We start from the raw sequence: 14,481 nt of genomic DNA on the forward strand, positions 1-14,481 counted from the left end.
TTAGGCGGTTCTTCAGCGGAACCAGATGAAGCTCATCAATACGAACAGCGGCACCAGAATGCACAGCGACCAGGCCATGTAGCCGAAGAAGCTGGGCATCTTCACGCCGCGCTCCTCGGCAATGGCCTTGACCATCAGGTTGGGCGCATTGCCGATATAGGTGTTGGCGCCCATGAACACCGCGCCCGCCGAGATGGCGGCCAGCGTCGAGGCCATGGCCGTCATCATCTGAGCGGCGTCTCCGCCCGCCGTATTGAAGAACACCAGGTAGGTCGGCGCGTTGTCCAGGAACGAGGACAGCAGGCCCGTGGCCCAGAAATACATCAGCGGATCGGGCGTGCCGTCGGCGCGCGTCACGGCCCCCACGATGGCGCCGAAGGGTCCGGCCGTTCCCGCCTTGAGCATGGCGATCACGGGAATGATGGTCAGGAAGATGCCCGCGAACAGCTTGGCCACTTCCTGCATCGGCCCCCAGCCGAATTCATTGGCCTGGTGCACGCTGCGCGGCGTGAGCCTGAGGGACAGCACAGTCACGGCGACGAGGCCCGCATCGCGCACCAGACCCGGCAGGCCCACATGCGTGCCGGCCAGCACCAGGCCGGCATCGGTACGCCACAGGCCGCTCATCAGCACCAGTGCCACCACGGCCAGCAGCAGCACGAAGTTCACGCCGCCATCAAAGCCCAGGCGGCTGGCGCGGCCCAAGGCATCGACGCTGGGCGTGGGATCGGGCAGATCCGCCTCGCCGGCCTTGCGCAGCAGCCAGGCATCGATCGCGTAGAACAGCGCCAGCAGCGCGCCCACCAGGAACAGCGTCTCGGTGAAGATGTGGCGTACCGTCCAGAAGAAATCCACCCCCTTGAGAAAGCCCAGGAACAGCGGTGGATCGCCCAGCGGCGTCAGCGAGCCGCCGGCATTGGAGACGATGAAGATGAAGAACACCACCACATGCACCTGGTGCCTGCGGTTGTCGTTGGCACGCAGCAGCGGCCGGATCAGCAGCATCGAGGCGCCCGTGGTCCCCATGAAGCTGGCCAGCACGGCGCCGATCGCCAGAATGGCCGTGTTCAGCCCCGGCGATCCCTTGAGATTGCCGCGCACATAGATGCCGCCCGACACCGTGTACAGCGCCGTCAGCAGGATCACGAACGGCAGGTATTCGGCCAGCAGGGCATGCACCAGGTTGGCCATGGCCGCGCCCACGCCGAACACCGCTGCGAAGGGCAGCAGAAAGACCAGCGCCCAGGCGGCCGTCACCTTGCCGAAATGCCGGTGCCAGAAATGGGGCGCCGCCAGCGGCATCAGGGCGATGGACAACAGCATGCCCGCAAACGGCACGCCCCAAAGTACCGAAAGCTGGCCGCCGTCGATATCGGCGGCCAGGGCCCAGGATGGCGCGCAGGTGGCCAGCAGCGCCAGCAATCCGCGCAATGCCTTCATGGTCCCGTCTCCTCTTTGTTCTCTATTCACTGTCCCCTCCTGGCGGCAGGTGGTGCCGCAATCAAGCCTGCGCCGCAGGCGGCGCAATCTCGAACACCTGGCGCAGGTAGGCCAGGTACTTCTCGTCATCGCACATGCTCTTGCCCGGCGTGTCCGAGAGCTTGGCCACGGGCTGGCCGTTGCAGCGGGTCATCTTGATGACGATCTGCAGCGGCACATGGTCGGGCGCGTCGCCCAGGTCGTTGGTCAGGTTGGTGCCTATGCCGAAGGCCAGCTGGCAGCGGCCATGGAAGCGCTGGAACAGCTCGATGGTGCGCGGCACCGTCAGGCCGTCGCTGAAGATCAGCGTCTTGGTCAGCGGATCGATGCGGTTGGCACGGTAGTGGGCCAGCAGCCGCTCGCCCCATTCGAACGGGTCGCCGCTGTCGTGGCGCGCACCGTCGAAGAGCTTGCAGAAGTACAGGTCGAAATCGCGCAGGAAGGCCGACATGCCGTAGACGTCCGACAGCGCAATGCCCAGGTCGCCCCGGTATTCGCGCGCCCAGGATTCGAAGCCGAAGATCTGGCTGTCGCGCAGGCGCGGGCCCAGGGACTGGCAGGCCTGCAGGTATTCATGCGCCAGCGTGCCCAGGGGCCGCACGCCCAGCTTCATGGCGTACAGCACATTGCTGGTGCCGGCGAACTGGCCTTCGGACTCCACGGATGCGCCGGGCCGGCCCAGGCGTGCGCACAGCACGCGCAGCACCTCTTCATGCCAGGCCCGCGAAAAGCGGCGGCGCGTGCCGTAGTCGGCAATCTTGAGCTGCTCCAGGCCGGGCTGCTGCAGCAGCGCAATCTTGGCGTCGAGACGGCGCCGGCCTTCCGGAAAATCGGGCACCGGCTGGGTGTTGCGGAAGTACACCTCGTTGACGATGGCCAGCACGGGAATCTCGAACAGGATGGTGTGCAGCCAAGGCCCGCGGATGGTGATGTCGATCTCGCCATTGGGCAGCGCCTGCACCGTGATGCATTTCTCGTTGAGGTGGAACAGGCCCAGGAAATCGACGAAGTCGCTCTTGATGAAGCGCAGCGAGCTCAGATAGGCCAGCTCCGCGTCCTGGAAACGCAGGCTGCACAGCGAGCGGATCTCGGAGCGGATCTCGTTCACATAGGGTGCGAGCTGCACGCCGGGGTTGCGGCACTTGAAGCGGTACTCGACCTGTGCTCCGGGAAACTGGTGCAGCACCACCTGCATCATCGTGAATTTGTACAGGTCGGTATCGAGCAGGCTGGTGATGATCATGGACAGAGCCGGGCGGTAAGCGCCCCAGCGGTCAGATGGCAGACAGCTTTCGAGTGTAGGCCATACACACGCTGCCGCGCTGCGAGCGGGCGCCTTGCATGCGCCCCGAACGCCATCAACCGCGCAGCAGCGGCTCCAGCACCTGTCGCAGCGCCTGCGGAATCTGGGCAGGCCGGCGCGTATGCCGGTCCACATAGACATGCACGAAATGCCCGGCCGCCGCCGTCAATGGCTCGCCCTGCGCGAACAGCCCCACCTCGTAGCGCACGCTGGAGCCACCGATGCGGGCCACCCGGATACCGGCCTCCACCTCCTGCGGGAAGGCCAGCGGCGCAAAGTAATTGCATTGCGTCTCTATGACCAGGCCTATCGTCTCGCCCGCGTGGATATCCAGCGCGCCCTGCTCGATCAGATGGGCATTCACCGCCGTATCGAACCAGCTGTAATAGACGACGTTGTTGACGTGCCCGTAGACATCGTTGTCCGACCAGCGCGTGCTGATGCGTCGGAATGCCGCATAGGCCGAACGGGGCTGCGGCGCGGGGCGGCTCGGGGGCGATTCATTCATGGCGGCCATTGTGCCGCCGGCCGAATGCGCCCTGTCCCCAGCCCCTGTCGCCATCACGACGCGCACTGCTGCCAATCACTCGCCAAGCGAGTAAGCATGCAAACCGAAAAATGTCGTCAAACCGACATAAAATCAATTCAAAATCAAAGACTTACAAAAAACCCACAGCTTTGCCGATTTTTTTGCTGCACCGCAGCATCAGGTACTTGATTCCTTTTTTGCAATCCCTACAATAAGACCCATGCTGCACTGCAACATGACACTCAGTCAGGTCAGCGCAGGCAATTCCCCGTAACCCGAGACCCCTGTGGTCCGTTTTTCTGGAGACTGACATGAGCTTGACCCCTGACCAAATCCTGAGCGCACAAAAGGCCAACCTGGAAACCCTGTTCGGCCTGACGAGCAAGGCCTTCGAAGGCGTTGAAAAGCTGGTGGAACTGAATGTGACCGCCTCGCGCGCCGCACTGAACGAAGCCGCCCAGCACACCCAGGCCGTCCTGAGCGTGAAGGATGCGCAGGAGCTGCTGTCGCTGCAGGCCAATCTGTTCCAGCCCCTGGCTGAAAAGACCGCTGCCTACAGCCGCCACCTGTACGACATCGCCAGCGGCACCGGTGCCGAGCTGGCCAAGGCCTTCGAAAGCCAGGCGTCCGATCTGCAGAAGAACTTCAGCGCCCTGGTGGACACCACCGCCAAGAACGCACCCGCAGGTTCCGAAACCGCCGTGGCCGTGATGAAGAGCGCCGTGTCGGCTGCCAACAATGCCTTCGAGTCGGTGCAAAAGGCCGTCAAGCAGGCTTCGGACCTGGCGGAAGCCAACTTCACGGCCGTGACCAACACCGCCAGCGAAGCCGTCCAGTCGGCCCAGACCCGCAAGCGTTGATCACGCCGTCTTACAACAGGGTTGCGTGCAAGAATTAGTGATTACCCTCATAATTGCATGCATCCCGGGTCGCAAGACCTGACCAGTTGTCTCCTTGGATCCTCTCGAAACCCCCGTTTCTGGATCCTTTCAAAACCCAGTCCTTGGACTGGGTTTTTTTTCGCCTGCCATGGCCTGTTCATGGTTTGAGCCTGCGCATGGCCAAAGCCACAATGGCCGATGCGGCCAGCTGCATTGCGGCCACTCCATAAAGGCCCGCGCCGACACCACCGGTCCACTGCTTGGCCCAGCCCATCATGAACGGCGTGGCAAAGCCTGCGAGATTGCCTACCGAATTGATGAAGGCAATGCCCGCAGCAGCCGCTGTGCCGGTCAGAAACGAAGCTGGCATGGCCCAGAACACCGGGAAAGCGCCCAGCACACCAATGGCAGCAATGCTCAAGGCCACCATGGCCAGCACCGGGTTGCCCATGGTGGCGCCAGTCAGCGCAAGCCCGACAGCACCGACCAAGGTGGCACCCGCACAATGCAGACGGCGCTCGCGGGTGGCGTCGGAATGTGCCCCGTTGATCACCATGGCCGCCGTGCCAAGCATGAACGGAATCGCCGACAGCAGGCCGATGTGCAACGCACTGTGCACACCCAGCTCACGCACCAGCGAAGGCATCCAGAAGGCCAGCGTGGCATTGCCGCCCACGATGCAGAAGTACGCCGCCGTGCACAGCCACAGCGCGGGCAGACGCAGTGCCTGCATGAAGCTTGCATGCTTGCCCGCACCCTGCCGCTCGGCGTCGAGTTGCATTTCCAACGCGCTTTTCTCTGCCTCGGACAGCCAGTGAGCCTGGCAGGGCCTGTCGGGCAGCCATGCCAGGACCACCAAGCCAGCGATCACCGAGGGAATGCCTTCCAGGACGAACAGCCACTGCCAGTTTCGCAGAGGGGCCACTGCCTCCATTCCACTCATGATGAGCCCAGCGATGGGCCCGCCCACCACGCCCGCGATGCCGAAGGAAGTCATGAACCATCCGTTGATGCGGCCTCGCCTGGCAGCCGGAATCCAGTAGGTCAGGTAAAGCATGACGCCCGGGAAAAACCCCGCCTCGAACACACCGAGCAGGAAGCGCAGCGCATAAAAGGCCTCGGGCGTGGTCACAAAAGCCATGCCCATGGACGCCAGCCCCCACAGGATGGTGATGCGCGCCAGCGTCTTGCGCGCACCTATGCGCTGCAGCAACAGATTGCTGGGGACCTCGAAGAGAAAGTAGCCGATGAAGAAGATGCCTGCGCCCAGTCCGTAGACAGCCTCACTGAATCGCAGGTCCTGCAGCATCTGCAGCTTGGCAAAGCCGACATTGACACGGTCTATCCAGGCCAACAGAAACAGGAAGACAAGAAAGGGGATCAGCCGCCATGCAACCTTGCGATGCACGGCGTCCGAATCGAAAGCCGGCGCTTGGACCAGCGCCTGGGGCAAAGGCAACTGCGGGGAAAGAGCGTCCATGATGGGTGGTTCCTTGGTAGGTATGCCTGCACAAGCCATCCCCCTCGAAACAGCGAGGTCAGGATGCACGATCAAATTTTTTTGATTTCTATAAATATATTTTTGATCGCGCAAATAACTTATATACCCCGGGACTTCCCGCAGATGTCCTGCCTGCGCCCTCGTGCGCTCAAGCCAGCAGGTGCTTGGGCAGGGCCGCGATGAACGACGCGAAACTGGCCGAGCCCTGGCCAGGACTCATGTGCCGGGTCATCAGGGAGGCCGCCCGCGAAGCATCCTGCGCCTGGACTGCTTCGACCATTTCTCCATGCTGAGCCCAGGACAGGGCCGTCTGGCCAAAGGCCGAAAATGCATGGCGTCTGTAGGCACCGGTGCGTGAACGCATACGCAGGATCTCCTGCCGAAGATAGGGATTGCGCGCCCCCTGGTACAGCGCCTCGTGGAAGCGCCGGTTGTGCTCCTGCCAGGCTTGTGCGTCCTCTCGACGCGCCACGGCTGACGCGCGTTCATGGATGGCGGCCAGCTCCTCGCGCTCTGCTGGTGTCATGCGCTCGCAGGCCAGCCTTGCGCCTATGCCCTCCAGCTCCGCCAGCAACTCCCACATGGCCAGCAGTTGGCCCACATCCATCTTGGCCACCACCATGCCGGCGCGCGGCAGATTGACCACCAGGCCCTGGGCCTGCAACTGCAGCAGAGCCTCGCGTACGGGTGTGCGTGACACGTCATAGGTCTGCATCAGCGCCTGTTCATCCACCGCATCCCCGGGCAGCAGGCTGCCGTCGCGTATGGATTCCTCAATGGAAAGGCGGATGCGCTCAGCAGCCTTCATGGCAAGCCTCCCCTTCGCAAAAACAGAACGGGTCGCCGCCTGATTTTATTTCCTTGACTTTCATAAATATATTTATGACACTCAAAATTAGATCAATGCACAAGCGTAGCAGGAGACAAGCACCATGCACGAAGACTGCTCACATGATTGGCTGGCCTGGGCTGCGCTGGCCTGCCGACTGCGGGGCCTGGCTTTGCCACCGCAGGACCTTCAGGCCATTGCCCAAACACTGGCCCGATTGAGCGCCGTGGCGAACGAACTGGAGTGCACGGAGCCCGGCCATGGCTGAGTTCGAGACGCTTCCTTCAGTGGACGAAATGCTCCGGCGCTTCGCCCTGCTGCCTCCCTCGGCACATGACAGTCATGCGGCAGCACTGGCCACCGAATTCAGGCGCCGCAACGCGCAGTGGCACTGCGCGGAGCACATCTTTGCCGCACCGTCGCCCCAACCCGGCGGCCTGCTCTCCGGCGTGCCACTGGCACACAAGGACGTCTTCGACACGGGCCTGCACGTGCCAGGTCTGGGCCGGCCTCGCACAACGGGGCAGATCCGGCCGGCCGCCACCGTCTTGCAACGGCTGAAGGCGCAGGGCGCACTGCACCTGGGCGCGCTCACCATGGCGGAATTTGCATGCGGCGCCACGGCAGAGAGCCTCCATTCACCACGGCTGCTCAACCCTCTTGACGCCCAGGCTGCCGTCGGCGGCTCGTCCAGCGGATCGGCCGTGGCCGTGGCTGCGGGTCTTTGCGCGGCTTCGCTGGGCACCGACACGGCGGGCTCAGTGCGCATGCCGGCGGCAACCTGCGCCCTGATCGGCCTGAAGCCTACGCGCGGCCTGCTGCCCTCCGATGGCGTGGCGCCATTGGCTCCCACTCTGGATACCGTCGGGGTGATCGCGCGCAGCGCAGCCGATGCGGCCCGCATCTTCACAGCCATGCTGCCGACGCGGCCTGACACGCCGGAGCCCCCACCGCGCTGGCGCATCGGCAACGCAATGCGCACAACCCACGAGGATGCCGGCGTGGCGGCTGCGCTGACCCTCTTCGAAAAGAGCCTGCACGCCAGCGTGCAGATCCAAAACCGCCCGGCGCCTGACTTGGGCCGGCTGAACCGGCTGGCCCAGATCGTCCTGCATGCCGAGGCAGCCATTTCACTGGAGGCCGCTGTGCGCACAGAGCTTGACACCCTGGCTCCGGCCACAAGGGCCATCGCCCTGCCGGGCTGGGCCATGCCAAATGGCTGGTATCGCCATGCCTTGCATCAGATACCGGCACAGAGCCATGCCTTCATGACCACCTGCCTGGACGGCATCGACCTTTTGCTGACGCCCTGCCTGCCAAAAGGCGTGCCCGACCGCGAGACCGTCACAACCTCCTGCCCCGGCTTCGACCCTCGCGCGCTGGCGGCAATGCACCGCCACCACGCCTATATCAACTACCTGGGGCTGCCAGCGCTGGTCATGCCCGTGGGCAAGGACGGCCGGGGCCGTCCGGTCAGTGTCCAGATCGTGGGAGCACCCGGCAGCGAAAGCCTGCTGCTGGCCTTTGCCCACGAGTTTGCCTTGCCCTTCCATCACTTTGTGCACCCTTGATACCGGGAGACAACATGCCTCAAATCAACGCATCCCCCGCCCTTGCGCATCTGCGAGTGCTTGACCTGTCACGCGTGCGGGCCGGCCCGACCTGCGTGCGCATCCTTGCCGACTTCGGCGCCGATGTGATACGGATCGAGCCACCGGCAGGCATCGATCCCAATGAGGCCATGTTTGCCGCCGACCGCCAGGGGGGAGACTTCCAGAACCTGAACCGCAACAAGCGTTCGCTGACACTCAATCTCAAGACGCCCGAGGGCTTGGAGGTATTTCGCAAGCTCGTGGTCGACGCCGACGTGGTGGTCGAGAACTGGCGGCCCGATGTCAAGGACAGGCTGGGTCTGTCCTACGAAAAGCTGAGCGCCATCAACCCCCGCGTCATCCTGGCCAGCATTTCGGGCTTCGGCCAGAACGGTCCCTATGCAGGCAGGCCCGGCTTCGACCAGATCATTCAGGGCATGGGTGGGCTCATGTCGGTCACCGGCTTTTCTGGTGGCGGGCCGCTGCGTGCAGGTCTGGCCGTGGCCGATTGCGGCACCGGAATCTATGCCGCCGTCGGTATCCTGCTGGCTTTGCTGGAGCGCGAGCATTCGGGCCTGGGTCAGTGGATTCACAGCTCGCTGCTGCACACGCAGATAGCGCTGATGGACTTCCAGGCCGCGCGCTACCTCAACGAAGGCGACCTGCCGGTGCAAGTGGGCAATGACCATCCCACAAGCAGCCCCATGGGCCTGTTCAATGCGCGCGATGGCGCCTTCAACCTGGGAGCCTCGGGAGAGGGCAATTGGAAGCGTCTGTGTGACTGTCTGGGCGAGGCCGCGTGGCTGCAGGACCCGCGCTACGCGTCGGAAAAACTGCGCGTGCGCCACCGCACTGCGCTGAACGAGGCCCTGGCCAGGCGCTTTCGGGAACGCGACGTAGCCCACTGGGTGAAGCTGCTCAATGACGCAGGTGTTCCCGCAGGTCCGGTCTATTCCATGCCTGAGGTGTTCGACGACCCCCAGGTGCGACATCTGGGTGTGGCGCAGGCCGTCCCCGGCGACGATGGCAGCAGCTACCGGCTCATCTCCCAGCCCGTCACCCTGGAGCGCACGCCTGCCGGCATTGCGCGTCCCGCGCCTGGCTGGGGCGAGCACACACAGGAAGTGCTGGCCGAGATCGGCTATGGCACCGCCGATGTGCAGCGCATGCGCAGCGAGGGGGTGGTATGAGCGGCGGCCATATCCAGCAGGCGTTGACCGACGGCATCGCCACCTTGACGATCTGCCACCCCGAACGGCGCAATGCAATGACGCTGGCCATGTGGCAGCAGCTGGCGCAGGCGCTGTACCAATTGCGCGAGGCCGATGGCCTTCGTGTGCTGGCACTGCAGGGCACAGGCAGCCAGGCCTTTGTCTCGGGCGCTGATATCGCAGAGTTCGATCAGGTTCGCGATGGCGCCGAGGCTGTGCTGCGCTACAACCAGGCAGTCTCTGAGGCACAGCAGGCGCTGGCAGGGTTTCCCGCCCCGACCGTGGCGCTGATCCAGGGCGCCTGCATGGGCGGGGGTATTGGCCTGGCACTGGCTTGCGACCTGCGCTATGCCAGCGCAAGCGCGCGCTTGCGCATGCCGGCCGCACGGCTCGGCCTGGGTTACGGCTTGGCCGACATGCGCCGTCTCGTCGAGGTGACAGGCATGGCATCAGCCTTCGAACTGTTCTACACGGCACGCACGCTGGACGCATTCCAGGCCCTGGCCAGGGGACTGGTGCAGGAGTGCTTTGCTTTGGAAGACTTTGCAGCCCTGTCACGCGCGCGCCTCGAGACCATCGCAGCAAACGCGCCGCTGACGTTGCGCGCCGCGAAAGCAGCCATACTGGCCTCGCGCCAGCCAGGCAGCAGTGCACAGGCCGTGGCCACAGAGGCACTGATACGCCAATGCTTCGACAGCGCGGACTATGCAGAAGGCCGCCGCGCCTTTGCGGAAAAGCGCGCCCCTTCATTCACAGGCCGATGACCGCACCCATGATGAACAATCCCCGCATCCCGTTTCAGCTATCCAGCCGCAGGCCAGCGCTGCGCGGATTGGACGGCCGACATATCCTGGTCCACCTGGTCATCAATGTGGAGCACTGGCCCTTTGACCAGCCCATGCCGCGCACCATACTCACGCCGCCCCACGACCGAGAGAATCTGCCCGACGTTCCCAACTTCAGTTGGGCCGAATACGGTCTGCGCTGCGGCCTGCCTCGCATGATGGCGGCCATTCGCAGCCGCGGCCTTGTTGCCTCGGCCAGCCTCAACGCCACCGTCATCGACGCCTATCCCCAGGCCGCTCAGGCATTGCTGGACGCAGGCTGGGAAATCATCGGACATGGCATGCACCAGCGCGCGCTGTCGCACGATGGTGGTTCAGACCAAGCCGGGGCCATTTCCAGCGCACTGGACCGCATAGAACGCTTTTGCGGAATCCGGCCCCGCGGATGGCTGTCGCCGGGCCTGCGAGAAACGCTGCAAACGCCCGACCTGCTGGCCCAGGCCGGCATAGACCATGTATTCGACTGGTGCCTGGATGATCTGCCCAACTGGATGCAGACCTCCAGCGGTCAGTTGCTGGCGCTTCCATACGCGCTGGAACTCAACGATTCGGTCATTCACGCCGTGGAAAAGCACGCCACGGGCGAGTTCGGGCGCCGCCTGGAAAGCACGCTGCAGGTTTTCGAGAACGAGGTGCGCGAGCATGGCTCACCGCGCGTGCTGACGCTGGGCCTGCACCCTCATCTGATGGGAGTCCCCCATCGCCTGCCCGATTTCGAGTCCATGCTGGATCGGCTACAGCAGCATCCGATGACCCGCTTCGTGACAGGCACCACCCTGCATGCCTGGTATGCGCAGCAGTGCCCGCCACCCACCTGCACGCATGACCGAGGTGCTGCATGAATGCAATCGACACACTGGTCGCGCACGTACAGCACCTGCGCTATGAGGACCTGCCTGCGCCTGCCGTGAACGCCGCCAAGGCATTTTTGCTCGATGCCGTCGGCGTGGGGCTGTCAGGCTCACGCCATCCGCGCATGGCCGCGCTGCACCGGGCGGCAGCGGCCCTGGGCCAGGGACAAGAGGCCACGGTGTGGGCCAGCGGCGAGCGACTGCCGCTGGCCAGTGCGGTGATGCTCAACGCCTACCAGGTCTTCAATCAGGAATTCGATGCCATCCATGACCGCGCCGTGGTCCATGCATTCGCCTGCATCGCGCCTGCGACGCTGGGCTACGCCGAGCGCGAGGGCGCAATCGACGGCCGCCAACTCATAGAGGCGGTGGCCGCTGGCCTGGACTTCGCCATCCATGTGGCGCTGGCGCAGCGCGCGCCCATGCGCTTTTTCCGGCCCGCCATGTGCGGCGGGCTGGGCGCCACGGCCGCACTGTGCAAGCTGGCGAGTCTGGACGAGACCACCACGCGTGATGCGCTGGGCCTGGCCTACAGCCATCTGTCGGGCACCATGCAGGCGCATGCCGAGGGATCGCCGGCCGTAGGACTGCAGGTAGGACTGAACGCGCGTGCCGCAGTCACAGCCTTCGAACTCGCACAAGCGGGTTTTCCTGGGCCGCGTGACATTCTCGAAGGGCCGTTTGGCTATTTCGCGCTGTTCGACGCCGGCCAGGCCCGCTGGCACGAAGTGGCTGCCGACGTGGGTCATGTGTTCCAGATCGAGCGCATGAGCCACAAGCCCTACCCCACAGGCCGCGCCACGCACAGCGGCATAGGCGCCGTACTGCAATTGATGCGCGAGCACGGATTGCATGCGCAGGACATCGCAAGCGTATGCGTACATGCCTCTGCACTCATCGTGCGCCTGGTAGGCCGGCCGGCGCACGCCGGCATGGACTCGGCCAGCGCAAGACTGTGCATGGGCTACGCGGTGGCCACGGCCGCGCTGCAAGGCCACGTAGGCCTGGACGACTTCGACGCCGCCATGCTGTCCGACCCGCGCAGGCTGGAGCTGGCCTCACGCGTGCAGGTGCTCGACGACGGCAACCCCGACCCCAATGCAATGACACCCCAGCGCGTGGAGTTGCGGCTTTGCAATGGGCGCGTGCTGTCACTGGACATGCCCGATCTTCCTGGCAGCCCCGCATTGCCGCTCAACGAAGCCGAGCAGGATGCGAAATTCCACGCCTGCTGCGCGCATGCACTGCCGCCGGTACCGAGTGCACGGGCCGAGAAACTGCGGCAGGCGCTGCGCCAGTTGCAGGACCAGACGGACCTGCGCGACATCATTGCGCTGATGCGTCCGGCATCCTCGCCGCACTGAGCACTGCGCCCTGCAACGCACAAAGGCCCTGGGGCGAGAAAACCTTTGGAAGCCTCTTCCCTTTATTAAGAACAATTCGCGTTTGGCCTATCATCGCGCTTTGCCAACAAAGAGAGGCCTGTCTTCATGTCGAAATCCCTGAAAGCCCTGTTTGCCGCTTGCGCCCTGGTGGCTGCCGGCACAGCCATTGCCGACTCCCAGGTCGTCAACCTCTACTCCGCGCGCCACTACTCCACGGACGAGGAGCTGTACAACGGCTTCACCAAGGCCACCGGCATCAAGATCAACCGCGTGGACGGCGACGACGCCGGCATCATTGCGCGCCTGAAGGCCGAGGGCCAGGCCTCGCCGGCCGACGTGATCCTGCTGGTCGATGCCGCGCGCCTGTACCGCGGCGAGGTGGATGGCCTGTTCCAGCCCATCCACTCCAAGCTGCTGGAAGACGCCATTCCCTCCAACCTGCGCGCCCAGCCCACGGCCGATGGCATCAGCTGGTTCGGCCTGTCCACACGCGCCCGTGTCATCGTCTACAACAAGGCCAAGGTCCAGCCTGCCGACGTGCAGAACTACGAATCGCTGGCCGACCCCAAGTTCAAGGGCCAGCTGTGCATCCGCTCGGGCTCGCATCCCTACAACCTGAGCCTGTTCGGCACCGTGGTCGAACACATGGGCGAGCAAAAGGCAGAGGGCTGGATCCAGGGCATGAAGGCCAACCTGGCCCGCCCGCCCAAGGGTGGCGACACCGACCAGATCAAGGCCGTGGCCTCGGGCGAATGCACCATCGGCGTGACCAACAGCTACTACCTGGCGCGCATGATGCGTTCGGGCAAGCCCGAGGACCAGGCCGTGGTCGGCAAGATCGGCGTGGTCTTCCCCAACCAGTCCAGCTGGGGCACGCACCTGAACATCGCAGGCGGCGCCGTGGCACGCCATGCCAAGAACAAGGACAACGCCGTCAAGTTCCTGGAGTACCTGGCCAGCCCTGCGGCCCAGAACTACTTTGCCAACGGCAACAACGAGTGGCCAGCAGCCAAGGGCGTGGAACTGGACAACCCCGCACTCAAGGAAATGACCGGCGGCAAGCCCTTCAAGAGCGAGACCATCCCGATCACGGCCGTGGGCAAGAACATGACCAAGGTCCAGCAAATGCTGGACCGTGCCGGGTTCCAGTAACCCCCATCGCGCCCATCACCAGCCCGGCACTGCCGGGCTTTTTCTTGGGCGCGACATGGCTGCGGCCGGGGCTGCATGCATAATTTGAGAGTTACGTTTACGTCAACGTCAGATAACCAAGGAGACATTCCATGCAGATCAAGGACCGGGTATTCATCGTCACGGGCGGCGCCTCCGGGCTGGGCGAAGGCACGGCGCGCATGCTGGCGGCCGAGGGCGGCAAGGTGGTGATCGCCGATATGCAGGCGGACAAGGGCGAGGCCGTGGCGCGCGAGATCGACGGCGTCTTCGTCAAATGCGACGTGAGCCAGGAGGCCGATGGCCAGGCCGTGGTGGACAAGGCCGTGAGCCTGGGCAAGCTGGCAGGCCTGGTCAACTGCGCAGGCATTGCGCCCGCCGAGAAGACCGTGGGCAAGAACGGCGCGCACAACCTGGCGCTGTTCTCCAAGACCATCACGGTCAACCTGATCGGCAGCTTCAACATGATCCGCCTGACCGCCGCCGCCATGTCGGCCAACGAGCCCGAGAGCACGGGCGAGCGCGGCGTGCTGATCTCCACGGCCAGCGTGGCGGCCTACGACGGCCAGATCGGCCAGGCGGCCTATGCGGCGTCCAAGGGCGGCGTGGTCGGCATGACCTTGCCCATTGCGCGCGACCTGGCGCGCAACGGCATCCGCAACATGACGATTGCCCCCGGCATCTTCGGCACACCCATGCTGTTCGGCATGCCGCAGGAAGTGCAGGACGCGCTGGCCGCGGGCGTGCCCTTCCCCAGCCGCCTGGGCACGCCCCAGGACTATGCCAAGCTGGTGCGCCACATCCTGGACAACGACATGCTCAATGGCGAGGTGATCCGGCTGGATGGGGCCATTCGGCTGGCGCCTAGATAAACAGAAGCCCCCTGAGCGGCTGCGCCGCTTCCC

13 protein-coding genes are annotated in these 14,481 nt (G+C 64.5%); 8 read left to right on the forward strand and 5 right to left on the reverse strand.

The annotated features are described in order from the left end of the window. Window positions 1-12: 12 nt before the first annotated feature. The 3 genes from PO605_RS21250 to PO605_RS21260 form a co-directional block, all read right to left on the reverse strand. Window positions 13-1,440, reverse strand: coding sequence for a sodium:proton antiporter (locus PO605_RS21250; RefSeq protein ID WP_047218008.1), 1,428 nt, complete (start codon window positions 1,438-1,440; stop codon window positions 13-15). Window positions 1,441-1,501: 61 nt separating this feature from the next. Beyond that, window positions 1,502-2,722: a nicotinate phosphoribosyltransferase gene (gene pncB / locus PO605_RS21255; protein ID WP_047470511.1), complete on the reverse strand. Its 1,221-nt coding sequence runs from the start codon at window positions 2,720-2,722 to the stop codon at window positions 1,502-1,504. A 115-nt stretch (window positions 2,723-2,837) separates the two neighbouring features. Then, window positions 2,838-3,299, reverse strand: coding sequence for an acyl-CoA thioesterase (locus tag PO605_RS21260; RefSeq protein ID WP_017404735.1), 462 nt, complete (start codon window positions 3,297-3,299; stop codon window positions 2,838-2,840). 323 nt (window positions 3,300-3,622) lie between these two features. Here PO605_RS21260 and PO605_RS21265 point away from each other — a divergent pair, with 323 nt between their 5' ends. After that, window positions 3,623-4,171 (forward strand): phasin family protein, encoded by a 549-nt coding sequence (locus PO605_RS21265; protein WP_016450488.1) that lies wholly within the window; start codon window positions 3,623-3,625, stop codon window positions 4,169-4,171. A gap of 178 nt (window positions 4,172-4,349) precedes the next feature. Here the strand turns inward: PO605_RS21265 and PO605_RS21270 are convergent, their stop codons facing one another. After that, window positions 4,350-5,672 carry an MFS transporter gene (locus PO605_RS21270; RefSeq protein ID WP_016454372.1) on the reverse strand — a complete coding sequence of 441 codons (1,323 nt, stop codon included), beginning with the start codon at window positions 5,670-5,672 and terminating at the stop codon, window positions 4,350-4,352. Between the two features lie 169 nt (window positions 5,673-5,841). Continuing rightward, on the reverse strand, window positions 5,842-6,501 hold the full coding sequence (locus PO605_RS21275) for a GntR family transcriptional regulator (RefSeq protein WP_016454373.1): 660 nt from the start codon (window positions 6,499-6,501) through the stop codon (window positions 5,842-5,844). A 281-nt stretch (window positions 6,502-6,782) separates the two neighbouring features. On the opposite strand from PO605_RS21275, the gene PO605_RS21280 reads away from it, so the two are divergent. The 7 genes from PO605_RS21280 (at window position 6,783) to PO605_RS21310 (ending at window position 14,448) form a co-directional block, all read left to right on the forward strand. Further along, on the forward strand, window positions 6,783-8,093 hold the full coding sequence (locus PO605_RS21280; protein WP_047470508.1) for an amidase: 1,311 nt from the start codon (window positions 6,783-6,785) through the stop codon (window positions 8,091-8,093). Between the two features lie 14 nt (window positions 8,094-8,107). Beyond that, complete coding sequence (locus PO605_RS21285) at window positions 8,108-9,304, forward strand: CaiB/BaiF CoA transferase family protein (RefSeq protein ID WP_047218005.1); 1,197 nt, start codon at window positions 8,108-8,110, stop codon at window positions 9,302-9,304. Beyond that, the gene (locus tag PO605_RS21290) at window positions 9,301-10,089 is read left to right on the forward strand and encodes an enoyl-CoA hydratase (RefSeq protein WP_016454377.1); all 789 of its coding nucleotides are present in this window, start codon (window positions 9,301-9,303) and stop codon (window positions 10,087-10,089) included. The genes PO605_RS21285 and PO605_RS21290 overlap by 4 nt, the downstream gene beginning before the upstream one ends. A gap of 11 nt (window positions 10,090-10,100) precedes the next feature. Next, window positions 10,101-11,012: a polysaccharide deacetylase family protein gene (locus PO605_RS21295; RefSeq protein ID WP_047470540.1), complete on the forward strand. Its 912-nt coding sequence runs from the start codon at window positions 10,101-10,103 to the stop codon at window positions 11,010-11,012. Further along, on the forward strand, window positions 11,009-12,385 hold the full coding sequence (locus PO605_RS21300) for an MmgE/PrpD family protein (protein WP_016454379.1): 1,377 nt from the start codon (window positions 11,009-11,011) through the stop codon (window positions 12,383-12,385). The genes PO605_RS21295 and PO605_RS21300 overlap by 4 nt, the downstream gene beginning before the upstream one ends. Window positions 12,386-12,511: 126 nt before the next feature. Beyond that, window positions 12,512-13,558, forward strand: a complete 1,047-nt coding sequence (locus PO605_RS21305; protein ID WP_016450487.1) for an extracellular solute-binding protein — start codon at window positions 12,512-12,514, stop codon at window positions 13,556-13,558. A 131-nt stretch (window positions 13,559-13,689) separates the two neighbouring features. Continuing rightward, window positions 13,690-14,448 carry a 3-hydroxyacyl-CoA dehydrogenase gene (locus PO605_RS21310; RefSeq protein ID WP_047470503.1) on the forward strand — a complete coding sequence of 253 codons (759 nt, stop codon included), beginning with the start codon at window positions 13,690-13,692 and terminating at the stop codon, window positions 14,446-14,448. Window positions 14,449-14,481: the final 33 nt, after the last annotated feature.

The organism is Delftia sp. DT-2 (assembly GCF_028401915.1).
GTDB classification, from domain to species: domain Bacteria; phylum Pseudomonadota; class Gammaproteobacteria; order Burkholderiales; family Burkholderiaceae_C; genus Comamonas; species Comamonas tsuruhatensis.